This is a genomic window from Shewanella sp. NKUCC01_JLK (genome assembly GCF_019345615.1).
In the GTDB taxonomy this organism is placed as follows: Bacteria; Pseudomonadota; Gammaproteobacteria; order Enterobacterales; family Shewanellaceae; genus Shewanella; species Shewanella oncorhynchi.
This window is the reverse complement of the sequence record NZ_JAHKRD010000013.1, coordinates 113,231-139,805: the sequence shown is the minus strand read 5'-3', so window position 1 is coordinate 139,805 and position 26,575 is coordinate 113,231. Positions and strand designations below refer to the sequence as shown.

Sequence of the window (26,575 nt, the reverse complement as noted above, 5' to 3'; positions counted from 1 at the left end):
CATTATTCATTTCACAGGATGCCAAAATGTGAGGCATCCATTATTGATGACTATGTGTTCTATAGCTTTGCTACATATTTGCCAGCTAAATAGCCGAAGGTGTAGCAGCGACCTAAAGACAAGCCAAATACCGTTAATGGGTAGTCAACGCCACCGTAGAAACCTGCTCCTAGGTTACCAACAATGAATAAACCTGGAATTTCCTTACCATCGGCATCAAGTACTTGGTGGTTGTCGTTAACGAGAATTCCTGAACATAAAGTAGAAATACGCATACGACGGTGAATACCGTAAAACGGTGGTTTGAGCACTGGTACCATTTTGCTTCTAGGTTTACCGAAGTCCTCATCTTTACCTTTTTTGCACAGCTCGTTATAACGGTTAACGCTGGCAACAAAGGTTTTTGGATCGCACTCTAACTTCACAGCCAATTCTTCTAATGTGTTAGCTGAATGGGTGTTGATCAAAGAGGGAAATACTCCTGTTTTCTCACCAGGAACTTCAGGCATATAAACTTTAAGCTCTTCAGGAGAATAGAGGTGGCCAGGCCAATCCTTCGCTTGCGTCATATAGTCAGAATCAAATACTTGTGAGTAATGCCCCGCATTCTGCTCATCTTTCAAGTAGTTATTCATTAGAGACATCTCAACCTTCTCATTCACAAAGCGCTCACCTTTACGGTTTACCGCTAAGAATGGCATGTCACACATGGAAGCCGGGCCGGCATCGAAGTCGTGCAACATTTTGGTATGTCCAACAGGTTCAATAACGCCGCCAGCCCAATAGGCCATAGCAAAACCGTCACCGGTACGATCCATTTGTTTACGTTCAAAGTTTTTCAGTTCGGGGATGAAGAAGTCACACATGGCTTTGTTATTTTGATAGTCGCCAGAGGACAGAATGACACCTTTCTTCGCCATGTATTTGTGGTACTTACCATCACGAGTTTGAGCAATGACGCCGATGACTTTTCCTGACTCATCCTGGATTAATTGTTGTGCAGGAGTATTAAAGAAAAACTTAACGCCTGCTTTTTCCGCTGTTTTAGCTAATGCGCGGATAGCATCACCCGTGGTGTAGGGTTTAGGGCCGCAGAAAGAAGTGATAAAATTTAAACGGTCATCAGTATCAGCAATTCCGCGAATACCGTGCTGCACTTTAGTTCCTTGGTCAACAATCTGGCCGCCACCTTGTTTAACTCTATCGATAACCCAAGTGACAGCTTCACCTGAATTGTAAGCCCATTGCTTAAGAAGACCGGGATGTGAACGGTGCGCGTTATCCGCCATTAAACGGCTAACTAAAGCTTCAATTGCTGATTTATCACTGTTTTTCAGGTCAATCCCTGAACCAGTGTTTCCTTGAGAGACTGGAATGGCTTGCTTTTGTAAACACGCAACGGTTGCACCACTTTCTCTGGCGGATAGAGCCGCAGGCACACCAGAGGCTCCAGCACCGACGACGACGACATCAAAGGTTTGGGTTGTTGCAATATCTTTATCAGCAATAGGTTTTGGCTTAGGTAGAAAATTGAGCGTTGCGCCGCCAATTTCGCCATATTCAGTGCCAACTTGAAGTGGTGCAGCACTCGCTGAAGCAATACCAAGACTTGCAAAGGCTAAGCCACCACTTCCCACTGCAGCTCGAGTTAGGAAACTTCTTCGAGATATACCATTCTGAAGCACGCTAGCAGTGTATTGATCGATTTCTTTCGGTTTCTGTGAATGCTCTTTACTCATTTTGATACTCCTTGGGTCCTCATTGCTAAGGTCGATATGACATCGTTAGCAACGACAATGGATCTGGCCATAACCGCATGTGATTTGTTTGCTTTAAAAACTAGAAGTGCAGTTGCGTGAAAGTGATTAAATTCTCATTCATTAACAACATACGTTTAAATGTATGACATATGACAATAAACCAAAAGAGGTATTAATTACATCTTTGCAGTGCTTCACAAAATGCTGGCATTTTGAGCGATGAATGTGATTATTCTTTTTAAAACAATCTAATATAGGACTTTATTGAATGAATAAGTTTGGCGACGCGGGAAATATGAGCGTCTGATTTTATGCATGTTTAAGTAGTTAACAAATAGGGACTATTTATAAATAAACATGATTTGAGGTAGGCCACCTCAACAATATTGAGGTGGCCTTTGGGCTTTAATGCCCTAGGGATTATTTAGGTGTTACACAGGTAAAATTGGCGGCATCTTCAATATTGCCTATGCCATTATATTTTGCGAATTGGGGGTATGGGCAGAGGACCCGAGTTCTGCTTTTTGACCAATCACTGGGTAATTCGGCATTTTCAGGGCGGACTGAAGCCGTGATGTTTTGGGGTTCGACTCCTTTTTCAACCCAGTCAACCAATGCGCGGATCATGTTAAATTTATCTGTGGTAGGACCGCTGCCGCAATGATTCATCCCAGGGATAAGGAATAAACGGGCGAAGGTTTCTGCGTGCCCAGCATTGGCCTCGGCTAATTCGTTATACCAGTTCACTGTATCATTGGCTGAAAATACGGGGTCAGATGTTCCATGGAACAACATCATCTTAGCGCCGCGATTTTTTATGACCGAAAGATCCGTTGGCTGGGGCGGTGTCATAAAGTCTATACCCGATTCGGAGTAAATCGAATCCGTGGCATAGATCCGTTGGGTATCCTCATCCATGCTAAATGATTGCACAAATTCCAAACTGGATTGTTCAGTTGCACCATTAAAGGGGGTTGGTGGCGAACTAAAAATAAAACCAACGGCACCAGGGTCTCGATTGAGCGCCATGTTATATTCCCAGGAAGCCCAACCAGATGCGCCGATACCCGCATCGTATGGGAAGTCAGTATAAATGGCTTCACCTGTCTTGCTGTTATGGGGCCCTGCCATGATATTGCCGAGTACCTGCTTTTGCTCTGCTGTTAAGCAGGTATTATCTCTGTCACTTGAACAGGTTGGAACATCACGTTCAAGGTCAAAGGTCTTTTGACAGGAATAGGTGTCGGTAATAATGCCATCGCTCACACCGTCAAGGGCATCACACTGCTCGAGGACTTTTTGGGAAACGAGGGAGAATTCTTCAGGGGTAATGGCGGTTTGTAGTGTGGCTAAAATATCAGGACCATCAAATTCAACCAGCTTTGAATACTCTTGAACACCATACATTTGCGCTACTGCAGCTTTAGGTAAGTTAAATCCAGGGTTGCCTACTAGAAAGCCATCGTACATATCGGCAAAACGACTGGCCGCGACCATAGTGTGTCTACCACCGTTAGAACAACCGGCAAAATATGATCTATCAGGTTGCTTACCATATGCTTTTTCTATTAAAGCTTTCGCCATTGGCGTTAATTCGGCCACAGCATTGTAACCATAGTCAAGCCTTGCTTGAGGATCTAAACCAAAGAAAGGGATTGGTGCTGGATGCCCCATATCAGAACTTATCACAGCGAACCCTTCATTGAGGGCGGCAGAATCTGGGCCTGCGGAAAACACTAAGCGGCCAACCGCCTTAGCGATCGAACCGTCGAGGCCGCCATTGGCTTGATAATAGAATCGACCATTCCAGTTAGTGGGTAAACGCATTTCAAAGCCGATCGCATAGCGGGTTTCTCCCGCAATGCCAGTTCCCATCCTTTCATTCATATAACCCGTCACTAAACAATGTTCTGGTGCTCGGTAACGTTCAGTAGCGCTATATTCAACATTGCCAGCCGCAATAATTTGTGAGTTCGTTATCACAGTATTTTTGAAATTATATTGTGAAGCAATTTCACTACATAGATTCAGTGTGGCGGGTGTGGCCGAGGCTAACTGTGGTAATGGGGTTTCGGCGTTATCGTTATTTCCACATCCGCTAAATAAAAAACATGACATAGCAACGGCTGGAATAAGTAAGAAATTCTTTGTTTCCATTTAATCTCAATCCTTAAGTCAAAGTGTTTACCGCAACTTTTAGTTGGGTATGGGTAATTTTGCGGTACAAAAATTGGGTGTATCGAACAAGGCTGATACACCCATATAAGTTTTGGTGCAGGGGAGTTAAAACTGATGAACTATTTACCTAAGGCAAATTTATAAGTGACATATAAACGCAGATCGTCAAGATCTTCAGCTTGATCAAAATCGACCATGGCATAACGCGCCTTAAGACCTAGGCCCGATAACATGCCTGAAAATTTATAGGCGATTGAAAAGTTTGTTTCATTAAAATCTGACGCAGTCCCCTCTGGCACATCGTACTGCCCATAGAAGGCATAGGCTTCTAATCCACTCGCCCCTAATTTTTCAAAGTCATAGGCCAGCTTTAACGCGTTGACCTCTTCATTCGCCCGTGCAGATTGATATACCTGTTGAATGACCACTTTTTCATCGCCCCATGGGGTCAGCACTGTGTCATCCCCGGTTTTGGCGTACATATAAGTGAGATCTGCCCCCGCCAATTTGGCGCCTAGATGGAAGCCATATTGATAGGTATCGAGTGGGCCGCCGGTTTCTTCACCTATTGCCTGTTGAGTTAAATAGGAAGGTGTTAAGTACAAATTCGTTGGACCAACATCAGCGGCTAATTTCACTTTGGCATAGGTTTGATTGAAAACATCTTCCATGCTGTAGTGCCAAAGATGGGCTTCAGTTTGGACTGTCTTAAAGGGCAATTGATATTTAGCACCTAGGGCATAAACTGGGTTATCGGCAACATCTGCCACAATACCCGCTCTTGCTAATTCGCTTTGTACCGCCTCTTTTACGGATACGAAGCTATTGTCAGACCACCCCATGGAATCTGTAATATAGAGTGCTGATAACGTTAGATTATCAACACTCTTATTTTCTGCTGAAAAGCCGCGAAAAGTTCGTGGGATCGCACGAATGTCATGGGGATTCATCATTGGTGTGCGCAGTTCTTGTGCACCTAATTTGAATTGAGTATCCCACCAATTACCTTGGACAAAATACTCCTGTAAACGGTTGACGTTGTCATGGTCGCCAGCGGCATCGCGAGCAACTAGGCCGTAGACATCATCTGAATCATTGGTCCAAATGGGATTTGCAGATGCGAAGCTGGTCCCAAAACTGAGGCCATTCACTTTTGCGGTATTGTAATAAAACAGTCCGCCAAATGACGTATCGTGTTTAGTGTTCGTCGTATTATCAAAGTCACGGGTAAAATCGAATAAGCGTAATTCCCCTTTTAACGTACCTTGGCTAAACATTTGATCAATGCTGGTATCTGCTGTAGCAGGAATCGCTAGCGTAGATAGCACAAGCAAAGATAAATAAGATTTTTTCATCATCATCTTCCCTATTATTAGTAAGCCCTGATCAGAATTGTCTGAGCTAGTTAAAGAAATTATGTTTAACATTCTTAGGTTAAATGTATGACGTATGACTAATGTCGACAACGAAGTTAGGATGAATATGAGAAACTAGTTACGAAATTCGCACAGATGTTACTTGGATCAACAAATGTGAATGTTTTTTAATCACTAATGTAGGAAAGATGAGAGTACTTTTTCTGCGTTAATGCGGTTTTATGCTAGTATGGCGACACTAAGCATATTTGGGATAATCAAGTGCATATCTTCAAGCCAATTAAGCAGATAAGAGCATCGAGTGAAGTCGGGCAGCAACTGAAAAATGCTATTTTAGATGGCGAATATAAGGCTGGCGATAAATTACCCTCTGAGCGCGAATTAATAGAATTATTTCAAGTTAGTCGCACTGTGGTGAGAGAGGCGATCAAAAGCCTCGAAGCGGGTGGATTAGTGGAGATTCGCCAAGGTGCAACAGGTGGCGCATTTGTTAAGCACTTAACCTTTGAACGTTTAAGTGATGCTTGCCAAGATTTATTTCTAATGGGGAAACTTTCCCTTCCTGAACTGTGTCAAGCACGCATGCTGATTGAACCGCAAGTGGCTAGAATGGCTGCTAAAAATTGCACTCCAGAGCAAGCTAAAGCTTTGCAAGAGGCGAATAGTCATGAAAGTGACTCATTGGCTTATCCCGAAACTGTCATATTGCGATCTCAAGTACATTATTTGCTCGCTGAAATGTCTGGAAATCGCTTTTTAGAAGCGATCGTAAAATCCTTGTTGGTTTTATTAAGTAATCAAACGACTAAGTTTCAGCCACCGACTGATGAAATTCATCCTTTAGGCTTGCATGATGTCATTGTCGAAGCGGTTATCGCAAAAGATGGGGCGAAAGCTGAGGCTGAAATGTTTGCACACCTTGAGGATTTTAATCAGCGCCTAATAGAAATTGAGCGTAAATATATGGATAAACACGCTTAAGGCAAAGAGCCGCAACCCCAAAGTTCAACCGCGGCTGTTTGTTTGTTGGGTACGCCAATCCAATGACTCATGGCTTGGCATTGCACTTTTCCTGAGATTTGAGTGAAGCAAAGTTCAAAATCCCCTGCTTCGGGTGTGCGACCTAAGCGCAACACAGGTAAAATGGGCAGCTTGGGCTGATAATGCCAGCTGCCATTTTTAAGATAGGCATCATCTGGGATTTCCATTCCTGCACCCGTACCTTTCACTCTTGCTTCGACCAACACTAATCCTTGTGGGGTGACGTTATAGTCTTCCTCCCAGCGAATTTTTTCTATGCTATGGTTCCATGCCAAGGTGAAGTTGTCTGTGGGCACTTGGGCCCACAGTGTGCCAGCTAGGCCTAAACACAGGCCTAGCATCTGTTTACCTTCAAAGACTGATTAACGACCAATAATCTCAAGAGCTTATCCTTGCTCTGCGAGACGTTTAAGTTTGCGTGCTCGCCAGCTGTGTTGCACGATAAATAGCAGCGCGAGCCCAAAGCCAATTTCATCACTCAACGGCGTAGCAAGAATTAAGCTAGCACCTGCAAGGAAGCCGATAACGCGTTCCCACCAGTAGAGTTTTTGTAATAGATATCCGGTAAAGATGACGCCCCAAATACCAATACCCACAGTCGCTTTTAGCAAGACAAACCCAGTGGCTAACCAGCTATCACCTTGAAGCATCAAAGCGGGATCGTAAACCGCCATAAAGGGGATCACAAAACCTGCAATGGCGATACGGATTGCCCAAAGGCTGATCTTAAGGCCTGATTCCTTAGCGATTGGCGCCGCGGCAAAACAGGCTAAGGCAACGGGAGGGGTGAGATCGGCCATGATGCCGAAATAAAATACAAACATATGCGACACAATCAGTGGCACACCGAGATCGAGTAATGCGGGAGCGGCAATCGAGCTAGTAATTATGTAGTTAGGGATCGTGGGGATCCCCATTCCGAGCACTAGGCAAGTGACCATAGTTAACACGAGTGATAAGAACAAGTTATCTTGGCCAACGGCAAGAATATAGCTCGCGAAGGTCGAGGCAATTCCTGTCAGTGACACTATGCCGATAATCACACCGACTAAAGCACAGGCGATACCCACAGGCACGGCATGACGGGCGCCTTCTACCATTGCATGCAAGCAGATGGTGAGAGTATCTCTGCCGCCTTTAATAAACCAACAAATGGCGACTAATAAGGCGATAACCCCAAATACGACCCCGATCCCGAGTTGGAAGAAGCCAGCGCAAAGGATGCCAAGGGCAATCCAAAAGGCAATGCGCATTGCCATTGAGGAAAGCCGCAGTACTATGGCTGAGCCTAAAATTACTATCGATGTGAGGGCGAGTCCTACCATGCCTGAGAACAGCGGCGTTCTACCCGAAAACAGCAAGTAGACTAAAATAAACAAGGGGATAAGGAGATACCAACGCTCTTTAATTGCCGCCCATGGATTAGGGCACTGATCTTTAGGCAGGCCACAGAGATTGGCGCGTTTGGCTTCTAAATGCACCATCCAAAATACGGAGCAGAAATAAAGTAGCGCAGGGATCAATGCCGCTTTGGCTATCTCGATAAAGGGGACGTTAATGGTTTCGGCCATGATAAAGGCCACTGCGCCCATGATCGGCGGCATGATTTGGCTGCCCATACTCGATGTTGCCTCTACCCCGCCGGCGAAGGCTGGACGATAACCGAATCGTTTCATGAGTGGAATGGTAAATTGGCCCGTTGTGACCACGTTGGCAACACCTGATCCTGTAATCGTCCCCATCAATGCCGATGATACTACCGCAACTTTTGCTGGACCGCCGAGCTTGTGGCCAAATAATCCCATGGCAAAGTCGGTAAATAAACGGATCATTCCGGCTTGTTCTAAAAAGGAGCCGAAGAGAATAAACAGGAATATATATGTCGCCGACACATAGGTTGGTGTGCCGTATAACCCTTCGGTACCGAAGGCTAATTGATTGATGATCTGATCGAATCCATAGCCGCGGTGCATTAAGTCACCGGGTAAATATTGGCCAAATAAGCCATACATCAAAAAGATGCTACAGATGATAGGTAGCGCCCAGCCCATGACTCGGCGCGCTGCTTCAAACACTAATACGATCAAAGTGATACCTATCACTATATCCGCATCGGTCAGATCGCCTGAACGTTGAATTAAGTCGGCTTCGAAATACCACTGATAAGCCGCTGTGGCCATGCCAGCTAGACCGAGTAGCCAAGCGAGTGGCTGCCAAGGCTGAGATTTTCCTCTAGCGGGATAACTTAAAAAAACCACTAACAGTAAAAAGCCTACATGGGTGGCACGCAGTACTTGAGTCGAGACGGGATGAAAAGCGGCAGTGATGATTTGAAAAATAGAAAAAATTAAGGCTGTATAAAATAGAGCCTTGGGCCAATCGCCAGTATTTGCGCTGAGACCTTGTTGGGGATCACTCATATTATGCCTCACAGCATTAGACTACAGAGATGATATAAACGAGATGCCGTTATTTAACGGCATCTCAATTGCTTAGTTTGGAATAGGATGCACAGATATCAGTAAAACTTAGAGTGCACCAACTTCTTTGTAATAACGTTCTGCACCTGGGTGCAGTGGTATTGGTAGATTTTTCGTCGCTTTATCTACGCTGATGGTCTTCGCGGCGGAGTGCGCGTTACCGAGTCGGTCTAAGTGCTCGAACATGAGTTTGGTCATCTGATAGGCTAAATCATCCGATACACCGCTTTGAGTCACCAGTAAATTTTGAATGGCGACGGTAGAAACGTCGGTGGTTTGGCCTTCATAGGTCGATGCTGGGATCACGCCATGTTGATAGGCGGGATTGTTAATCTTAGCGATCACATCTTCTGGAATTTCAACAAAGTTGATTGCCATAGTCGCAGCTAAGTCACGGATAGCAGCCATGCCGAGACCGGAAGATTGTAACGTGGCGTCCAATTGACGATTTTTGATTAGCTCAACGGATTCGGCATAGGGTAAAAACTCGACTTTCCCCATGTCTTCGTAACTTAATCCCGCAGCCTTGAAAATCGATCTGGCATTGAGTTCTGTCCCTGATTTAGGGGCACCCACTGAGATGCGTTTTCCCTTTAAATCGGCCAAGGTTTTAATGCCAGACTCTTTATTGGCGACGATTTGAATGTAGTTAGGATAAGCCGAGGCAAGTACTCGGATTTTATCCAGCGGCGTTTTAAAGCCTGCATCAATATCACCTTGATATGCTGCTGCGACTGAATCACCTAAAGCGAACGCTAATTCACCACGACCCGCTTGCAATAAATTGAGGTTTTCTACTGAGGCTTTAGTTGCTTGAACTGAGGTTTTAGAACCTTCGATTCCTGTGCCGTAGAGTTGCGACAGCGCAACGCCAATAGGGTAATACACACCACTGGTGCCGCCTGTGAGAATGTTGATAAAGGCGGGGGCAGCAGCCATAGCGGCAGCACTGAGTGTGAGAGTCACTGCTGCGCCGACGGCGACAAAACGTTTTTTGATTTTCATTATGAAATATCCTTATTTTTTATAGTGTTATGTAGGGTCTTTCGAGCGGTAAATACCGTAATCAGCTCAATATAACTACATAAAACCTGGAAAAGGTCAATTAGGCTATAGTCGATAGCTGCTACTTTTGTATCACAAAACTGAGATCTGAGACTGTTTTGAGCAAGGTTGTATTGTGAGGTAAAACTTGGTTGGTTCAATGAAGCGGGCAATAAAAAGGGCTAACCTAAGTTAACCCTATTTGTGTTATTAGAGGACAAACCTCCTAATAACAAGACACTATTTAGTGTTATCTAAGAAACCTTTAGTTGCGTTTTTCGCATGTTTTGCTGCTCTTTTCTCTTTAGGAGACATCAGCGGTTGTTTCTTCGATTCTTTACGGTTTTTTTGCTCTTTACTCATATAAAACTCCATGTACTCTTTGGTTATTCATCAGGCTAATCATGTAAGCCGTACTTAATTGAACCTATTCCATGACGTCCTGATTGAAGCGAAATTTTTATCTCGAATTACAACATTTTAAATTACAAATATCTAAAATCATTGATAATTATCTGTGAATTTATTTGCCTCAATGAGCGATTACAGCAAAATAATCTTATCACCGAATTCCGTACCATGATCCATCTATCACTTAGAATAATTAATGCTAATGCTAGCGTTAACCTGTATAAGAAATATGCGAACAAGGACACAGTACCTCTATTTTCGTCATTGTTTGTGGTTTTAGTGGGCCCTAATTGGAGGCTTAACTAAGTACCATATGCCTAACGTCGGCTCGATTTACCTAACATGCCACCTAATATACCGCGCAAAATTTGTTTACCTAATTGGCTTCCAACCGTGCGTGCAGCTTGTTTTGACAAGGTTTCAGCTAACCCTTGACGGCGCTTATTACCAAAAATAAGTTCACTGAACCAACCTTGTTCTTCGGCTTTTTGGCCCGTTTGAGCATCACTTGCTGTGGATGTGGTGTCGCTGGTGGCGTTACCAACTCGTCTTTGGTTAAGGCGTTCGTAGGCAGATTCGCGGTTGATTAACTGATCGTATTTACCTCCAATCGGGCTTTGGACACGGACTTGTTGTAACTCCTCACTTGTGGCGGGTCCCATGCGGCAACGTGGCGGTGCGATGAGCGCGCGCTCGACCATAGTTGGCACGCCTTTGTCGGCTAACATAGACACTAAGGCTTCACCTACAGCGAGCTGGGATATGACGTCGCTAACAACCAGTTTGGGGTTAGGCACAAAGGTTTCGGCGGCGGTTTTAACGGCCTTTTGATCCCTTGGCGTGTAAGCTCGCAGGGCATGTTGAATACGATTACCTAATTGTCCGAGAATTTCGCTTGGGACATCATCAGGAAATTGCGAGCAAAAATAAACGCCTACGCCTTTTGAGCGAATTAGGCGCATGATCTGTTCGACGCGTTTTAATAGACTCGGTGGGCAACCCTCAAAGAGTAAATGCGCCTCATCGATAAAAAACACTAACTTAGGTTTTTCGGGATCGCCGACTTCGGGCAGATTCTCAAATAATTCTGAGAGTAGCCAGAGTAAAAAACTTGAATATAAACGGGGTGTTAAAATCAGTTTGTTTGCTGCTAATAAATTGATAATGCCGCGTCCTTGCAAATTAGTGCGCATTAAATCTTCAAGCTGTAACGCGGGTTCACCAAAAAAGTCTTTGCCACCATCGCGCTCTAATCCTAGTACCGAGCGTTGAATCGCTGCGAGGGATTGGGCGCTGATTAAACCATATTTGGCGGAGATTTCTTTGCGTTCCTCGGCAACTAAGGCCAGCATGGCCCGCAGATCATCTAAGTCGAGCAGTAATAATCCTTGGTCGTCCGCTAGTTGAAAGACTATGTCTAAAATACCGCTCTGGGTGTCATTCAATTCTAAAATTCGGCCGAGTAAGGTCGGGCCCATTTCGCTGATGGTGGTACGCAGCGGGTGGCCTTGAACGCCCGCTAAATCCCATAACACTACAGGGTTGGCTTCGTTGTGATAATCCTCAATGCCAATTTGAGTTGCCCTTTGTAATAGCTTTTCACTTGGAGTGCCGGCCATAGCTAGACCCGAGATATCGCCTTTAACGTCTGTGATAAAAACTGGCACGCCTTGGCGTGAAAAACCTTCGGCAATACTCATCAGCGACACGGTTTTGCCTGTCCCTGTGGCACCGGCAATTAACCCATGGCGATTGGCATACTTAAGATTTAAGTGAACCTGTTGTTCACCTTTTCCTATTAATAGCGTATTCAAAGGCATTCCTTATGTTAACGGTAGGGCTTATATTGGAATCGTTGCAGCATCCTTATTTTAGCCTCTGTGTATTTAATCCACTTTAGTGTCGTCGTTCATGCGTATAAAAATTCATCATTGAGTGTTGGCCTTAGCGTAATTTATGTCAACATGGGGCCTGAATAAGCTTGATATCACTTAGCAAAAATGTGTGATTGGCAATATGGGCGTTACCTATGAATAAGGTGTGTTATTTTTGTCATTCACTGAGGCGTGCTTGATGGTGAAATTCCCTTTGATTATGCTGCTCTTGTTCTTTACTGTGCTGACATCTGCCTGCACCGAATGAGTCTGTGGTGCAAGAACCTGTGTTGAATCTTATGAGCCTATGCGAGATAAACTGCGCTGTGTTGCTGAGGTGGATAAAAACCTTTATTTGTATGAAAAACTAAAAGCATTAGAAGAAAATCAACGGCTGAAAATGGCCATAGAACAAGCCACTCAAAAATCGTTAATGTAGAAAGGATATCTATGAAAGGTGCGGGCGGAACACAGGGCGGGACGGGACAATTTTTTATGGGTCTTGCCATGATGTGTGGCGGATTTTATTTATTGTTCAATGCAATACAGGTGAGCTCTAGTTTTGGACTGGGCTATGGCTTATATCGAGTGAATGCCTTTGGGCAAGGCATGTCGATTACCACAGGCATGGTGATGCTACCGTTTATTATCGGCATTGTGATGGTGTTTTTTGACGCTAAGAGTAAGTTAGCTTGGCTGTTGAGTCTAGGTTCGCTTACGGCCTTGGTTGTGGGCGTGATCAGCTCGATTCAATTCCACTTTAAATCCATGTCGGCCTTTGAACTTATCGTGATCCTCGTTTTGGCCTTTGGTGGTTTAGGGTTGTTTTTGCGTTCACTAAAAGACGCGCCCACAAGCGATACACAGGCGAAATAATCACTAGACACTTAATCACTAGGCTCTTAACCACTAGGCGCTAGAGTGCAAATACGAAATCAGAGTTGTGCATCTAAGCGACTTTAATAGCGGTTTAATGAAAGTTTTAACTACAGAGTGAAGGAATGAGATGCGCTGGCGTGACACTGACAGAAGCTCCAATATCGAAGACAGACGCGGCCAGCAAATTGCATCTGCGGGTGTGCCGAGTGCCTTGTTACTCAGGTTCTTGCCCTTTTTACTGAGAACTAAACTTGGTCGTGTGGTGTTGCTCATCGGCGGCATTTATATTGCTTTTCAGTATTTTACCGGTGGTCTGTCACTCGACCCGAATACTCAAGCTCATCTTAGCCAATCTCAATCTAGCTCAACAACAGCGGTACAGGATGAAAATGCCCAGTTTGTGGCGGCCATTTTAGGCACCACAGAAACCGTTTGGGGCCAGTTGCTCAAAGGGCAATATCGAGAGCCTAAGTTAGTGCTTTATCGCAATATGACCTCCACTGGCTGCGGTATGGGACAGGCGCAGTCTGGGCCTTTTTATTGTCCTGCCGATAGTAAGGTGTATATCGATCTTAGCTTTCTTGATGAGCTTAAAACCTTAGGCGCGCCCGGTGATTTTGCCTTTGCCTATGTGATTGCCCACGAAGTAGGCCACCATGTGCAAAACCTGCTGGGCACTAGCACTAAGGTGCGCCAAGCCCAGCAATCTGGCAGTAAAGTGCAAGCGAATCAATTGAGTGTCGCACTTGAATTGCAGGCTGATTGCTATGCAGGGATTTGGGGGCATTATGTTAATCAACAACTTAACTTACTTGAAGCGGGCGATTTAGCGGAAGGCATTGCCGCCGCCAGTGCAGTGGGTGACGATCGTCTGCAAAAGATGGCGGGTCGCGCCGTACAGCCTGATGCTTTTACCCATGGCAGTTCGGCGCAGCGGGTGAAATGGTTTAAGACAGGGTTTGATTCGGGTAATCTCGCCAGTTGTAATACTTTTGCGGCGAAGTGATTTAGTCTGAAACCTCAAATACGTACCGAACAGAAATGCAAGGATAACTGAGTGGCCTTTAACGATACCTTTAGATTGAGCAGCCACGCTGTTATCACTAATGCGCAGGGACAAGTGCTGTTGCTTAAGGCCAATTATGGTAATTTTGCTTGGGGTTTGCCCGGTGGCGCACTTGAGCCCGGTGAAACGATTCACGAGGCTTTAGTACGCGAATGCCAAGAGGAATTAGGCTTAAGTGTGCAGGTTAACTATTTGAGCGGCGTGTATTATCACAGCGCCTATCAATCCCAAGCCTTTATTTTTCGTTGTGAACTGCTATTGCCTGATGTGGCAAAAAATGTGGCAGAAGACGAGTCTCTGCCAATCCACTTAAGCCACGAACATTCAGAGTTTGCCTTCCACGATATCGACACCCTTAGCGCAGTTCAGCAGCAAAGAATTAAAGATTGCCTCAATTTCAACGGGGTTGTCATGAGCGCAAAGTTTTAATGCTTTACTGGCAAACCGCCGGCCGTTAATCGGCTTGGGTTTGCGCGAGCAAGGTTTCTAAGCAATGTTCCTTGATCCCGTAATAGGCTTTGATGTCAGCAATTTGCGCGAGGATTGCGGCGCTGTCTTTCTGATTGTGTTGTGGCTTTTTAACGGCCAAAATCATCTTATTCTTATTGGTATGTTCTAGGCTGATAAATTCAAACACCTTAGTCGCATAACCATTGGCTTCCAAAAATAGCGCACGTAATGAATCCGTCACCATTTCAGCCTGTTGGCCCATGTGCACTCCATATTGCAGCATAGGTTTGAACAACTCTGGGCTGTGCATCTGCGGGCGAATTTGTTTATGGCAGCAAGGCGAACACATGATGATGTCGGCATTGGCGCGAATACCATAATGAATCGCATAGTCAGTGGCGATATCGCAGGCGTGCAGCGCGATCATCACATCGGTTTGCTTAGGCGCGTGGGTTCTCACATCGCCGCAGACAAACGACAATCCTTGATGATCCAGCGTTGCCGCCGTTTCATTACATAAATCGGCCAAGGCTTGGCGTAATTCCACCCCAGTCACCTGCGCATCATTGTGAAGGCTGTGGCGCAGGTAGTCATGGATTGCAAAGGTGAGATAGCCTTTGCCAGAGCCAAAATCGACCACATTGATCGGTTGGTCATTCTTGTGGGGTGAGGCTTCGAGTGCTTGGCTGAAAACCTCAATAAATTTATTGATTTGCTTCCATTTACGCGACATCGCAGGGATAAGATTATGTTGGCTGTCCGTCACCCCTAGCTTGGTCAGGAAGGGACGTTCGATATCCACAAAACGCTTTTTCTCACGGTCATGTTCTAAGGGCGCCGCGACGGCTTGTTTAACGTTATGTGTGCTGATTTGGACTTTGCCTTTTTTGCTGATCTCAAGCTGAACTTCTGCCTGCGCCGTGGCTAAGTGGGCACTCTTAAAATCGCTACCGAGTAACAGTTTTATGCTGGCTAACCCTTCGTCATAACTCAGGTTTTTAGTGATGTGATTCGTCTGGTGTTGATACACAAACGACAGCACAGGTTCATTCTGCAAACTTATCGGTCGGATCGTAATGCGCTGCAGGCTTTTATCTGCCCCTCGGTACTTACTCAACAATAGTTTTATCAGACTATTCTTCGCCAAGCTGTCAGCCAAAAGCTGGTAGAAATCATCAAAAGAATTAAGCGCTGAATGGGACATTATTGTTTCCGAAAAAGTAACCAAGAAAAACAGGGTGAGTATTCTAACCGCGATCCGCCGCTACCTAAAGTTATTCTCATCGAGAAGGGGTTTGGGGCAGAGCTCCGCTGCTGATCTATCTGTTGAAATTCGTAATCTCGTGTAGGTTTTTGGCAAGCGGGATTTTGTCCCAACTCTTGTTTGAATTATTTAATCAAAGTCAAAGTCGTGGGGCTTCACCCCCCTGATGTTTTAATCAAAAGTCGACCAAGGAGGACTGCTCGTCCTATCCTCCTTCCTATTTATAAACAATCAGCCAAGACGCCCCTAACGGAGTTGAAAGCCCCTTGGGCAATTAGCGACCTTATGCTATCGCGTCAGACGCTCGTCCCTGATTCGACTGACGCTATCTCGGCATCTGATAGGCAGGATGCCTGAATGTCGTGAAGTGCATGGATGCACGAGAACGACCATGCCTGAATGTCGTGAAGTGCATGGATGCACGAGAACGACCATGCCTCGATCACGCAACGAGCGCTAATGCCCTGCGGCAACTCCGAGGGGATGGTGTATTCCTTTGATTTTTGAGTTGTCTGTTGGTCACTTAAATTGTGGATGTCCTGTTTCACCCTAAGTTAGACATGTTCCCAATAGTTTAGATATGTGCCTATTAAGTCTCTACGTAGCAAAATTTAACAGTGGGTGTCTCGTTAAAATTTTATAGGTGTCTCAATAAACTTTACCAAGGAGGATCGTCACCTTGATGTTTCTTTTTGATACATCCAGTGTTTTTCGATGTTGTATCGTGTTTTGCATTTTTCGCATAACACGTGCGATGGATCTTTTAGTTTGTAGTAATTTATAAAAATTGAGTTTCCACACTCACACTCAACTATAAACTGATGTGGCTTAAAACCAATTCCTTCGCCTTGATAAACATACATCATGCCACAATTGACGCTTATGCACCTGATAGGCTTCCCAAGCTTCAACGTATTTACATTATGATAAATATTATTATTACAGCATTCACACTCAAAACTTATAGTATTACTAAGCCTCATATCAAACGTTGTATTTACTATAGGTTCTAATTGCTCAATAAAAACTTTTAGTGATAATGGCAGTTTTTTTGTGTCATCTATATACGAACTTTGCTTCGCTATAGTTGGTGTATGTAAGTAATAACCAAGCTTGTTATATATTTTATTGATTTCATTAAGGGAAAGTGTTTCATGGTTATCTTGAAACACTAACTTATCTATATCACCATTTTCATCTTCACTGTATATTTGTAGACCATAACTTTTATGAGCTATTGGCTCCATCTCTAGCAGGAACTCGTAAACCCTTTTAGGGTGCCATTGCTTAAACTCTGCCTCAGGAACAACTTTCTTATACGTCAGTAGTTTTGAGTAACAAATTGACTCAATACATTGCCTTAGCTCTAAACAAGCGTACCTCAACGATATCGGGTCACCGTTTTCAACTAAGTCTTTTGCTCGTTGAAAACAATCGCGCTTATGAAAACTTATCACTTCTCCTCCTTAGAAACATAATGCTGAGATTTGCGGAAAATTTGTACGACAGCAGCGCCTTGTTAAGCATTACCAACCATAAGTTTCTCGTAGTGGCTTTATTGCATTTTCTAAACCAGCGATATTGAAAATCAGGTAATTCAGGCAACCCAAGATAAAACAACATAATGCGCTTTCGGTTAGCATTCAAGTAACTAAAAGTCACTTAGCAGTTGAAAAGCGCAATTAACGAGCCACCCATTGTTAAATTTACAGAGTGTATGCTCGTCAGAAGGGGCTGGTTACTGTAGAGGTTGGCAAGATTAAGCACTGTCATGGAAGTGACCGTTGACGGCATGGATGCCGTCGTCGAGCCATCAGGGATGAGTTAATGGCGAGTCACTGGAATGACAGTGCTTAATCGCTGAAACAGAATGATGAACACTCTTTCTATGAGCAATTAATACAGCCTTGCATTTGTTCAATTCCTACTCTAAAAACAAAGATCTGTTACCGAAAAGCTGGATTCCCGCCCACAAGTATTGCGGGAATGACAGTGCTTAATCAATGTCGTCATTACAATACAAGCGCAAAGCAAGATGCGGCAACATATCACTCACCTTATGGCTCTCGTCTTGTGGATCAAACGCGCAGGCGGGTTTTCTTCTGTTATAATGCCCCCTCGATTTTTTGGAGGCGAGAATGGACGTATCTTCTTTACTAGACGGCCTGAATGATAAGCAGCGCGAGGCTGTCGCGGCACCGCAATCTAGCATGTTAGTGTTGGCGGGCGCGGGCAGTGGTAAAACTCGGGTGTTGACCCACCGCATTGCGTGGCTGATGCAGGTTGAACAGCAGAGTCCTTACTCGATTCTTGCGGTGACATTTACCAATAAAGCTGCGGCTGAGATGCGCGAGCGAGTTGAAAAAGTCGCTGGCACCAATATGGGCCGCATGTGGATTGGCACGTTCCACGGTTTGGCGCATCGCTTGTTACGCACTCACTTCCAAGATGCGGGTTTACCGCAAAGCTTCCAAATCCTCGATTCTGACGATCAAGTGCGTTTGATCAAACGTATTCTAAAAAGCCTAAATTTGGATGAGAAACAATATCCTCCACGCCAAGCTCAGGGTTATATCAATGGTAAAAAAGACCAAGGATTACGTCCTAAACATATCGATGCGGGCGGTTTTCCGCTTGAGCAGAATCTGCTAAAAATCTATCAGGTCTACCAAGAGTCTTGCGACCGCGCGGGTTTAGTCGATTTTGCCGAAATCCTATTACGTGCCCATGAGTTATGGCTCAATAAGCCGCACTTGTTGGCCCATTATCAAGACAGATTTAAGCATATTTTGGTGGACGAGTTCCAAGATACCAACGCGATCCAATATGCGTGGATCCGCGTGCTTGCCGGTCAAACTGCCAATGTGATGATAGTGGGTGATGACGACCAATCGATTTACGGTTGGCGCGGTGCTCAGGTTGAAAACCTACACCGATTCTTAAAAGATTTCCCGAGTGCGACCACGATTCGCCTCGAGCAAAACTATCGCTCGAAGGGCAATATCCTTAAAGCGTCCAACGCCTTAATCGCCAATAACCCAGAACGTATGGGCAAAGAGTTGTGGACGGATGAAGCCGATGGCGATCCGATTTCGCTCTATTGCGCCTTTAATGAAATGGACGAGGCGCGCTTTATTGTCGGTCGAATTAATGATTGGCACGAAAAGGGCGGCAACCTCAGTGATTGTGCGATTTTATATCGTTCTAACGCTCAGTCGCGGGTATTGGAAGAAGCCTTGTTACACAAAGGCTTAGCCTATCGCATTTACGGCGGTTTACGCTTCTTCGAACGCCAAGAAATTAAAGACGCCATGGGTTACCTACGGCTGATTAATAACAAAGACGACGATGCGGCTTTTGAGCGCGTGGTGAATACGCCACCCCGTGGCATTGGCGATCGCACTTTGGATATTTTGCGCTCCACGGCGCGCCAGCATGAGTTAACCCTGTGGCAGGCGAGTGTGCGTTTGCTCGACGAGAAAGTGCTTGCGGGTCGCGCAGCAAATTCTGTGCGTGGTTTCATGGACTTAATCATGACACTGCGTGAAGACACCCAAGATATGGTGCTGTATCGCATGGCCGATACAGTGATCCAAGCGTCGGGCCTTAAGGCCATGTATGAAGCCGAAAAGGGTGAAAAAGCCCACGCTAGAATCGAAAACTTAGAAGAACTTGTCACGGCGGCGCGTACCTTCGAAATGCCAGAAGAGCTGGAGGACATGGGCGAACTTAACGGTTTCCTATCCCACGCGGCGCTCGAAGCGGGCGAAGGCCAAGCCGATGCCTTTACCGATGCGGTGCAGCTAATGACGCTGCATTCTGCCAAAGGGCTAGAGTTCACTATGGTGTTCATGGCGGGTGTCGAAGAAGGGATCTTCCCGAGTAAAATGGCGCTCGAAGAGGGCGATAGACTCGATGAAGAACGCCGTCTCTGCTATGTGGGCATGACCCGCGCCATGGAAAAACTCTACATAACCTATGCGGAATCGCGGCGCATTTATGGCCGCGAAGATTACGCTCGGCCGTCGCGTTTTATCAAAGAGATCCCGCCGCAATATGTGGATGAAATCCGCCTCAAGGCGCAGGTTTCAACGCCGATGGCGAATAATCGTTTTAGCGCCCCAAAATCGGCTGCGACAAACGATACCGGTTTTAACGTCGGCCAAAGAGTCAATCACCCTAAATTTGGTGAAGGTAAAGTGACCAACTTTGAGGGCAGCGGTGCCCAAGGGCGAGTACAAGTGAGCTTTACTGACTTTGGCAGCAAGTGGTTAGTGGTGGCTTACGCTCGGTTAGAGGCGCTTTAATACCTGCCCTGAACGCGATGAATGTCAGCTTTTTATGACACGCTTTTAGGGCGTAAATTCGCATCGGGAGAAGCATGGGTATATGATGCTAATCCTGAAACCGAGTGGAAACTTGAGGGTATTGGGAGTACCTAGTTAATGAATTTAAAGCAGAAGTGGGATGTGTATTCCCGTCTTACTCGAATCGACCGTCCCATAGGTACGCTATTGCTGATGTGGCCATGCTTGATGGCGCTGATGTTAGCGGCGGGTGGTATGCCCGATCTTAAGGTATTGATCATCTTTATTATTGGCGTGGTGATCATGCGTGCCTGTGGCTGCATTATTAACGACTATGCCGATCGCGATCTCGACTCTTTTGTGGAACGCACTAAATCTCGGCCGCTGGCCAGTGGCGAAATCAGCACTAAAGAAGCCTTGATACTGTTCGTCGTTTTAGGTTTATCTGCTTTTGGTTTAGTCTTATTACTCAATGGATTAGTGGTTAAATTGTCCGTTGTTGGTATTATCCTCACGATTATTTATCCCTTCACTAAACGCATCACCAATATGCCACAGATGTTTCTAGGCGTGGTGTGGAGTTGGTCTATCCCTATGGCTTACGCCGCGCAGACGGGTGAAGTACCCATCGAGGCTTGGTGGTTATTTGCGGCCAATTGGTTTTGGACTGTCGCCTACGATACCATGTATGCCATGGTCGATAGGGATGATGATTTAAAGGTGGGCATTAAATCCACTGCAATTTTGTTCGGTAAATATGACCGCCAAATCATAGGGCTATTTCAGCTTGCTGCGCTGGCTTGTTTTATCGCCGCCGGTTGGAGCGCCGATCGTGGTTTACTCTATGGCCTAGGTTTACTGACTTTTGTCGGTTTTAGTACTTACCAGCAAATGCTGATCTTTGATCGCGAACGAGCCCCTTGTTTTAAAGCGTTTCTCAATAACAATTGGGCAGGACTCGCATTATTTGTTGGGCTGGGCGCCGATTATTTAGTTTAGTGAACATCATTTTGGCTGTGGAAGATCCTGATGGATCATCCACTGATTCTGTGGCGCTAATATTTGTTCTAAATCAATCTGGTGGATGTTATCTTGGGAGATGACCTTGATAACTGGGCTCACTCTGTGGGGATAAGGCGCACCTTCGAGTGCGCGTATTGCGAGATCGATGGCAATCCGAGCCTGCAATACTGGTGAGTCGCTGACCGTCGCGAGTAACTGTTTTTTCTGCACTAATTCTATGGTCTGTGCATTCGAGTAGAATGCGATGACTTTTCCCGTTTTATTCCTACGCCCGTCTAAATAGCGCGCCGCGAAAGTGGCGGCAACTGCATTGGCGATTACATAATCTACACTTTGTTTAGTAAGCACTTTTCGCACTAAATCAGCTTGAATAAATAACTCCGTAGTGCCAAACCCTCCTTCAATTGTGTCGAACTCTTGTTTAGCTGCCGCCCGCCTAAATCCTTGTTCCGCCGCCATAACCCAAGAGGCATCCTTAGGCCCAGGAAACCAAGCAACTTTAAGTTTCACTGGCGCTTTATCGACAGGGTCTCGTTGCTGCGATGCAATATACTCAATCGCCGCCGCAGACATATCTTCAAAGCTGACTAAGGAGCGACTCGTGAGTTTGTCGGTCGCGATACCATTCACTAAATCAATAACAGGAATGCCCGCAGCAGAGAGTTGTTCGATATCCGCAATCAGTCCATCGGCCGTATTCGCAGCAATAATATAGGCTTGAGCTTTGAGGGCTTGGCAATCATAGAGTTGTTGTTTTTGTTGCTCAATATTGTCATATCCTCCAGCATCATAAATGCCGAGAGTTACAGCTTGACGTTCGGCTTCCTGCGATAACCCAAAGGCGACGCCCCACCAATATTGGTCTTTACCATGGGGAAGTAAGGCGCAGATCCGCCATGCTTTTTTGGCATGAGTGAGTGGTGTGTATGCCGTTTTTTTGCCATCAGCAATCACATCGGCGGGATACCAAGTTGCCTGCACTGCAAAGGCGAAAATATAGAGGATTAAGGTGAGGCAAATCCTGAGGGAGTAAGCGAAGAATGCAGTAAAGTGCATAGGATCATCATGTTAAGTTAACAATAGATTAAGCATAGATGAATGATCCATAGTTGCTAAGTCGATGCTAAATAAAGCTGATTTATTCTTAATAACCAGTGTCATGAAGTGTTATGGCACTTTTATGATGGGCTGCAGAGTGGTTGAAATTGTAGGGTCGTCTTACATTAGCAGGCTTTACGCTTTGACTTGTTCACTGAATGCTTAAGTTTACATTTCACGCTAAAGGCTTAATTGCCACAGCTGGTTTTTGCCATAGTGCTTAGTCTATAGTCATTGGCTTATAGTGGTTTTTTATGATCAATTTCATGCTTAGGTAACAAGGAATCGTTATGTTTATTCCGTCAGGATTTGCACGGGTTAGCCCGTATATGATGATCGCTGATGCCGATAGTTTAGTGGTTTTTTTACAGCAAGCCTTTGATGCTAAAGCGCTACATATTTCCCGTCGGGCTGATGGCAAAATAGCTAATGCACAGATGCAAATCGGCGACTGTTTATTTATGTTGAGTGAGGCGAGTGAAGCTTTTCCGCCTATGCCCGCATCTTATTATTTATATGTGGAAAATGCCGATAAAATGGTGGCTCAGGCACTCGCCGCTGCGGGTGAATTAGTGATGGAAGTGGCGAATATGCCCTATGGCGATCGCCAAGGTGGAGTGCGGGATCCCGTGGGCAATCTGTGGTGGATCTCCCAGCGTTTAGCCGCGGGGCCATATCAGGATTGAGCATCAAGTGATAACAAGTCAAAGGAGGTGATGTATGCCGTGTCAGTTAACCCGATTATTTGGAATCGAATTACCGATTATTCAAGCGCCAATGGCGGGTGTTCAGGGCAGTGCCTTAGCGATAGCTGTGTCGCAAGCGGGGGCGTTGGGATCTTTGCCCTGCGCCATGTTATCCCTCGAAGCCTTAGATACCGCCTTGACACATATTCGCACCCAGACGACTAAGCCCATCAATGTAAACTTCTTTTGTCATCATGAACCTGAACCGCAAGCAGCGAAACAAGCCGCATGGCTTAATCAACTAGCGCCTTATTTTTCTGAGTTGGGTGTCAATTCTGATAGCCAAACCGTGGGGGCACAACGCGCGCCATATACCAGCACCCAGGCTGCAGTGTTAGCTAAATTTAAACCTGAGGTGGTGAGTTTTCATTTTGGCTTACCGAATGAAGATTTGTTGCTGGAGATAAAGTCTTGGGGTTCAAAAATCATTTCGACAGCGACAACTGTAGAAGAAGCCCTATGGCTTGAAGCGCGTGGTGCGGATGCCATTATTGCGCAGGGTTTAGAGGCCGGAGGTCACAGGGGGCATTTTTTATCCGATGATTTAACCGAGCAATTAGGCACTTTTAGTCTATTGCCGCAAATCATTGCCGCCGTTGATATTCCTGTTATTGCAGCGGGTGGCATAGTCGATGCAAAGACAGTGCGCGCTGCTATGGCGATGGGCGCTTCGGCGGTGCAAGTGGGGACGGCATACTTACTCTGTCCCGAATGCACCACCAGTGATATTCACCGTGCCGCCCTGCAAAGTGAGGCAGCGCAGCATACGGCTCTGACTAACTTATTCACTGGTCGACCCGCACGTGGAATTATGAATCGTTTTATGGCAGAGCTTGGCCCCATCAATAGTGCTGCCCCGGATTTTCCGCTCGCCTCAAGCGCCGTCGCAGTATTGCGAAGCGCCGCTGAACAACAAGGATTTGGTGATTTTAGCCCACTTTGGTGTGGCCAAAATGCAACAGGCTGTCAGGCGATTCCCGCCGCAGAACTGACAAGGCAATTGGCGTTAGGTTTGATGGTTTAATGATCCGCTTGGGTGTTTTTAAGCCAGCCTTGTATTCATGGTTTTATCCATCATGTTATTGATAAGCCAAGCTACTTTTGGGTTTTTCACTATCGTATAGGCTTGGCTAGACCAACTGACAAGGATGCTAAATGCTAAAAATTCGACTAAGACGCCCAGCTAAATATCGAATTTATTTTCTCATTTTGATGATTATTGTGTATTGGCTTGGGTTTAATTTACTGCCAGAACAGTTAACGCAAACAAGTGAGCAGTTGTCCTTGGCACTCGTCAGTGCGCTATATTTTATGTTGTTACCTCTGCTCTATTGGTATTGGATTATCAAAATTGGTGCGCAAAAAAGCTGGAAAATATTAGTCATTCTAAGTTTGAGCAGCCTCATGGCTCGCCTCAGCTACCCTCCTCAAATTGCAGAGTATTTCGAGTTTATCGCTTGGCTGCGTTTCCCTATTATTGCGATATTGCTGCTCATCGAATTGTACTTGATGGTGAGTATTATTAAGGGATTGTGGCAGGCGAGGAAGGCTTCAGGCGATCCAAGATTAGCGATCATTGCTCAGTATGCTGAAACAGTGGAGCAAGAGAAGGGTGATGAGGCGAATGAACTTAGATCATTTAACATTAAGGGTGCATCAAACACTGATTTTTCAAAGAATCAAATGCTTGACGATAAAAAGCTGACCTTAGGTTTAATACTCGCCACTGAACCCGCGAGCTGGTATTACGCTATTCCTTATTTTTCCCGTCGCCACCCTTTATCCATCACGCCGCTTAAGTTGCTCAGTGCCCAGCCTTGGCATGCATTAGTCATCATAATGTGTTTAATCGCTGCTGCCACAGTGAGTTACACACTAGTCGATAATGTGAGTCATATTGCTGCCGTATTCGTTTCTGGTTTGATCTTGTATTCAGTGGTATTAATTGCTGCCAATTACCGTATCAGTCGTTATTACTCCCTGTATCAAAGGGAAGGTAAGCTCATTATCAATAATGGTATCTGGGGTTTTATGTCGATCGATTTAACCCAGATAAGTGAACTGAAATTGGGAACATTTTTGACTCATTTACAGCCACTGCAAATGGGGTGGGGGAAATCGGTAGGTGATTCAACTGCAATCAATGCACCAGAAATCTTGACGATAGGACGGGGTGATACCGCGAATGTGCAGCTGATTTTTAAGCTGCCCCAAACTTATTATGGTGGCATGGGACAATTGCCTGAGTCGTTGACAGTGATCAACTTAGTCGTGGATGAACCTCAAGTGTTAGCTGATGCATTGGGCATACTCCAAAATTACAAAAAAGTTTCTTAGAATAGATTTATAACCATGAAATTACATGCTAATTAGATGATTTATCGACCAATCTGAGTTAGTCTGCTTAGCGTTTATAAGAGTGTATTTGCGCGCTCAATGTGGCGTATAGCCGATTGTTTAATCATCTAAGTTTTTGGGAGCCGTACCACTATGACGCCGATTTTCAGTAATGCCGCTATTGGCCGTAGTTTGTTGGTTTTGCTCTTGTGTGCTGGCGTATTCTTTTTTATCGATTTTTTAGTGCCCGCCTTAGCTGCATTGATTGTGTGTTTTTCAAGTTGGCCTCTCTATCAAAAACTATTGGCAAAATGCGGTGGTCGCTCGGCGTTGGCGGCAACCATTGCCCTGTGTTGTATTGTGCTCGGGCTGATTATTCCGCTGGTGTTTGTATTTTCCTATGCGTTACAAGAGATTAGAACTTGGGTTGATTGGTTGGTGTTTACTAACCAACATGGTTCGCCCGTGCCCTTGTGGATCAAAGACTTGCCTTGGATGGGCGAATGGTTAACCCTGCAATGGCAGCAGTTTATTGGTGAACCCCATGAATTAGGCCAAATTATCAGTGCCATTAGTGGCCAGAATTTGAGTGGCATTTCCCGTTGGGTGCTGCAATTGGGTTGGAATACTTTAGGGTTGTTGTTGACCTTACTTTTTATGCTGATCACTTTGTTTTTCCTCTATAAAGATGGTCCGCAAGTGGCTAAACAGTTGGATATCGTGGGTGAGCGAGTGCTGCCTGCTCGCTGGCATAGTTTTTCCCGTGTGGTGCCTGCAACAGTCAGTTCTACCGTGATAGGTATGACGCTTATCGCAATTGGTGAGGGCATAGTGCTGGGGATTGCCTATTGGATTGCGGGAGTACCTTCGGCCGTGGCTTTTGGGGTGTTAACCGCCTTTATGGCCTTGGTTCCCGGGGGGGCGCCAACCATGTTTACCTTGATTTCACTCTATCTTGTCGGCACAGGCGATATGACGGCGGGTGTCGGTTTGTTTCTTTGGGGCAGCATAGAGCTGTTTATTGTCGATAAAACCTTAAGGCCTAATCTTGTCGGTGGGCCGATTAAATTGCCTTTCTTACCGACTTTTTTCGGTCTGATCGGCGGCGTAAAAACCATGGGTTTTGTCGGTTTGTTTGTTGGTCCTGTATTGATGGCCCTGCTGGTGGCCATTTGGCGTGAGTGGTTAAGGGAAGAGCCCGAAACGATACCATTGGATAAACAGGCGGATAGATAGTCGCT

At 45.4% G+C, this 26,575-nt stretch carries 22 protein-coding genes; 11 read left to right on the top strand and 11 right to left on the bottom strand.

Features of this window, described 5'->3' with window-relative positions; genetic code table 11:
• Window positions 1–59: 59 nt before the first annotated feature.
• The 3 genes from KO537_RS15350 to KO537_RS15340 form a co-directional block, all read right to left on the bottom strand.
• Window positions 60–1,739, bottom strand: coding sequence for an FAD-binding protein (locus KO537_RS15350; protein ID WP_105250377.1), 1,680 nt, complete (start codon window positions 1,737–1,739; stop codon window positions 60–62).
• Window positions 1,740–2,180: 441 nt separating this feature from the next.
• On the bottom strand, window positions 2,181–3,917 hold the full coding sequence (locus KO537_RS15345) for a tannase/feruloyl esterase family alpha/beta hydrolase (protein ID WP_173496228.1): 1,737 nt from the start codon (window positions 3,915–3,917) through the stop codon (window positions 2,181–2,183).
• A 140-nt stretch (window positions 3,918–4,057) separates the two neighbouring features.
• Window positions 4,058–5,296: an OprD family outer membrane porin gene (locus tag KO537_RS15340; RefSeq protein WP_212599580.1), complete on the bottom strand. Its 1,239-nt coding sequence runs from the start codon at window positions 5,294–5,296 to the stop codon at window positions 4,058–4,060.
• A 279-nt stretch (window positions 5,297–5,575) separates the two neighbouring features.
• Here KO537_RS15340 and KO537_RS15335 point away from each other — a divergent pair, with 279 nt between their 5' ends.
• Window positions 5,576–6,295: a FadR/GntR family transcriptional regulator gene (locus KO537_RS15335; protein WP_219234794.1), complete on the top strand. Its 720-nt coding sequence runs from the start codon at window positions 5,576–5,578 to the stop codon at window positions 6,293–6,295.
• On the opposite strand, the gene KO537_RS15330 is transcribed toward KO537_RS15335, so the two are convergent.
• From KO537_RS15330 to KO537_RS15315, 5 genes are all read right to left on the bottom strand, one after another.
• Entirely contained in the window at window positions 6,292–6,696 is a 405-nt protein-coding gene (locus KO537_RS15330; RefSeq protein WP_219234793.1) for a DUF1850 domain-containing protein, read from the bottom strand. The two genes, KO537_RS15335 and KO537_RS15330, sit on opposite strands and share 4 nt — an antisense overlap.
• Before the next feature lie 45 nt (window positions 6,697–6,741).
• A complete protein-coding gene (locus KO537_RS15325; protein ID WP_219234792.1) occupies window positions 6,742–8,775 on the bottom strand; it encodes a TRAP transporter permease in 2,034 nt (677 codons plus the stop codon).
• A 108-nt stretch (window positions 8,776–8,883) separates the two neighbouring features.
• A complete protein-coding gene (locus KO537_RS15320; RefSeq protein WP_105250372.1) occupies window positions 8,884–9,840 on the bottom strand; it encodes a TAXI family TRAP transporter solute-binding subunit in 957 nt (318 codons plus the stop codon).
• A gap of 279 nt (window positions 9,841–10,119) precedes the next feature.
• The gene (locus KO537_RS23265) at window positions 10,120–10,242 is read right to left on the bottom strand and encodes a hypothetical protein (RefSeq protein ID WP_105250371.1); all 123 of its coding nucleotides are present in this window, start codon (window positions 10,240–10,242) and stop codon (window positions 10,120–10,122) included.
• A 365-nt stretch (window positions 10,243–10,607) separates the two neighbouring features.
• Complete coding sequence (locus tag KO537_RS15315; protein ID WP_219234791.1) at window positions 10,608–12,104, bottom strand: helicase HerA-like domain-containing protein; 1,497 nt, start codon at window positions 12,102–12,104, stop codon at window positions 10,608–10,610.
• Window positions 12,105–12,471: 367 nt separating this feature from the next.
• On the opposite strand from KO537_RS15315, the gene KO537_RS23260 reads away from it, so the two are divergent.
• The 4 genes from KO537_RS23260 (at window position 12,472) to KO537_RS15295 (ending at window position 14,538) form a co-directional block, all read left to right on the top strand.
• On the top strand, window positions 12,472–12,603 hold the full coding sequence (locus KO537_RS23260; RefSeq protein WP_276572372.1) for a hypothetical protein: 132 nt from the start codon (window positions 12,472–12,474) through the stop codon (window positions 12,601–12,603).
• An 11-nt stretch (window positions 12,604–12,614) separates the two neighbouring features.
• A complete protein-coding gene (locus KO537_RS15305) occupies window positions 12,615–13,040 on the top strand; it encodes a hypothetical protein (protein ID WP_107949438.1) in 426 nt (141 codons plus the stop codon).
• A 130-nt stretch (window positions 13,041–13,170) separates the two neighbouring features.
• Entirely contained in the window at window positions 13,171–14,049 is an 879-nt protein-coding gene (locus KO537_RS15300; RefSeq protein ID WP_219234790.1) for a neutral zinc metallopeptidase, read from the top strand.
• Between the two features lie 51 nt (window positions 14,050–14,100).
• Complete coding sequence (locus tag KO537_RS15295) at window positions 14,101–14,538, top strand: NUDIX domain-containing protein (RefSeq protein ID WP_219234789.1); 438 nt, start codon at window positions 14,101–14,103, stop codon at window positions 14,536–14,538.
• 25 nt (window positions 14,539–14,563) lie between these two features.
• Here the strand turns inward: KO537_RS15295 and KO537_RS15290 are convergent, their stop codons facing one another.
• Together KO537_RS15290 and KO537_RS15285 are read right to left on the bottom strand one after the other, a co-directional pair.
• Window positions 14,564–15,763 carry an SAM-dependent methyltransferase gene (locus KO537_RS15290; RefSeq protein ID WP_219234788.1) on the bottom strand — a complete coding sequence of 400 codons (1,200 nt, stop codon included), beginning with the start codon at window positions 15,761–15,763 and terminating at the stop codon, window positions 14,564–14,566.
• Between the two features lie 734 nt (window positions 15,764–16,497).
• Window positions 16,498–17,280 (bottom strand): hypothetical protein, encoded by a 783-nt coding sequence (locus KO537_RS15285; RefSeq protein WP_219234787.1) that lies wholly within the window; start codon window positions 17,278–17,280, stop codon window positions 16,498–16,500.
• A 681-nt stretch (window positions 17,281–17,961) separates the two neighbouring features.
• On the opposite strand from KO537_RS15285, the gene uvrD reads away from it, so the two are divergent.
• Together uvrD and ubiA are read left to right on the top strand one after the other, a co-directional pair.
• Window positions 17,962–20,130, top strand: a complete 2,169-nt coding sequence (gene uvrD, locus KO537_RS15280; protein WP_219234786.1) for a DNA helicase II — start codon at window positions 17,962–17,964, stop codon at window positions 20,128–20,130.
• A gap of 138 nt (window positions 20,131–20,268) precedes the next feature.
• Entirely contained in the window at window positions 20,269–21,129 is an 861-nt protein-coding gene (gene ubiA, locus KO537_RS15275) for a 4-hydroxybenzoate octaprenyltransferase (RefSeq protein ID WP_168827752.1), read from the top strand.
• 6 nt (window positions 21,130–21,135) lie between these two features.
• Here ubiA and torT read toward each other — a convergent pair whose 3' ends face one another.
• Complete coding sequence (torT, locus tag KO537_RS15270) at window positions 21,136–22,209, bottom strand: TMAO reductase system periplasmic protein TorT (RefSeq protein WP_219234785.1); 1,074 nt, start codon at window positions 22,207–22,209, stop codon at window positions 21,136–21,138.
• A gap of 332 nt (window positions 22,210–22,541) precedes the next feature.
• Between torT and KO537_RS15265 the strand changes: the two genes are divergently transcribed.
• From KO537_RS15265 to KO537_RS15250, 4 genes are all read left to right on the top strand, one after another.
• The gene (locus tag KO537_RS15265; RefSeq protein ID WP_219234784.1) at window positions 22,542–22,937 is read left to right on the top strand and encodes a VOC family protein; all 396 of its coding nucleotides are present in this window, start codon (window positions 22,542–22,544) and stop codon (window positions 22,935–22,937) included.
• Between the two features lie 34 nt (window positions 22,938–22,971).
• The gene (locus KO537_RS15260; RefSeq protein ID WP_219234783.1) at window positions 22,972–24,021 is read left to right on the top strand and encodes a nitronate monooxygenase; all 1,050 of its coding nucleotides are present in this window, start codon (window positions 22,972–22,974) and stop codon (window positions 24,019–24,021) included.
• A gap of 131 nt (window positions 24,022–24,152) precedes the next feature.
• Window positions 24,153–25,334 (top strand): hypothetical protein, encoded by a 1,182-nt coding sequence (locus KO537_RS15255; protein ID WP_219234782.1) that lies wholly within the window; start codon window positions 24,153–24,155, stop codon window positions 25,332–25,334.
• A gap of 153 nt (window positions 25,335–25,487) precedes the next feature.
• Window positions 25,488–26,570 carry an AI-2E family transporter gene (locus KO537_RS15250; protein WP_113939224.1) on the top strand — a complete coding sequence of 361 codons (1,083 nt, stop codon included), beginning with the start codon at window positions 25,488–25,490 and terminating at the stop codon, window positions 26,568–26,570.
• Window positions 26,571–26,575: the final 5 nt, after the last annotated feature.

Bases quoted from the DNA above. Each gene is read 5' to 3' on its own strand.
- KO537_RS15305 (WP_107949438.1), top strand. From the start codon at position 12,615: ATGAAAGGTGCGGGCGGAACACAGGGCGGGACGGGACAATTTTTTATG.
- KO537_RS15300 (WP_219234790.1), top strand. From the start codon at position 13,171: ATGCGCTGGCGTGACACTGACAGAAGCTCCAATATCGAAGACAGACGC.
- torT (WP_219234785.1), bottom strand. From the start codon at position 22,209: ATGCACTTTACTGCATTCTTCGCTTACTCCCTCAGGATTTGCCTCACC.
- KO537_RS15265 (WP_219234784.1), top strand. From the start codon at position 22,542: ATGTTTATTCCGTCAGGATTTGCACGGGTTAGCCCGTATATGATGATC.
- KO537_RS15260 (WP_219234783.1), top strand. From the start codon at position 22,972: ATGCCGTGTCAGTTAACCCGATTATTTGGAATCGAATTACCGATTATT.
- KO537_RS15330 (WP_219234793.1), bottom strand. From the start codon at position 6,696: ATGCTAGGCCTGTGTTTAGGCCTAGCTGGCACACTGTGGGCCCAAGTG.
- KO537_RS15290 (WP_219234788.1), bottom strand. From the start codon at position 15,763: ATGTCCCATTCAGCGCTTAATTCTTTTGATGATTTCTACCAGCTTTTG.
- ubiA (WP_168827752.1), top strand. From the start codon at position 20,269: ATGAATTTAAAGCAGAAGTGGGATGTGTATTCCCGTCTTACTCGAATC.
- KO537_RS15350 (WP_105250377.1), bottom strand. From the start codon at position 1,739: ATGAGTAAAGAGCATTCACAGAAACCGAAAGAAATCGATCAATACACT.
- KO537_RS15325 (WP_219234792.1), bottom strand. From the start codon at position 8,775: ATGAGTGATCCCCAACAAGGTCTCAGCGCAAATACTGGCGATTGGCCC.
- uvrD (WP_219234786.1), top strand. From the start codon at position 17,962: ATGGACGTATCTTCTTTACTAGACGGCCTGAATGATAAGCAGCGCGAG.
- KO537_RS23265 (WP_105250371.1), bottom strand. From the start codon at position 10,242: ATGAGTAAAGAGCAAAAAAACCGTAAAGAATCGAAGAAACAACCGCTG.
- KO537_RS15250 (WP_113939224.1), top strand. From the start codon at position 25,488: ATGACGCCGATTTTCAGTAATGCCGCTATTGGCCGTAGTTTGTTGGTT.
- KO537_RS15345 (WP_173496228.1), bottom strand. From the start codon at position 3,917: ATGGAAACAAAGAATTTCTTACTTATTCCAGCCGTTGCTATGTCATGT.
- KO537_RS15320 (WP_105250372.1), bottom strand. From the start codon at position 9,840: ATGAAAATCAAAAAACGTTTTGTCGCCGTCGGCGCAGCAGTGACTCTC.
- KO537_RS15255 (WP_219234782.1), top strand. From the start codon at position 24,153: ATGCTAAAAATTCGACTAAGACGCCCAGCTAAATATCGAATTTATTTT.
- KO537_RS23260 (WP_276572372.1), top strand. From the start codon at position 12,472: ATGCGAGATAAACTGCGCTGTGTTGCTGAGGTGGATAAAAACCTTTAT.
- KO537_RS15340 (WP_212599580.1), bottom strand. From the start codon at position 5,296: ATGATGAAAAAATCTTATTTATCTTTGCTTGTGCTATCTACGCTAGCG.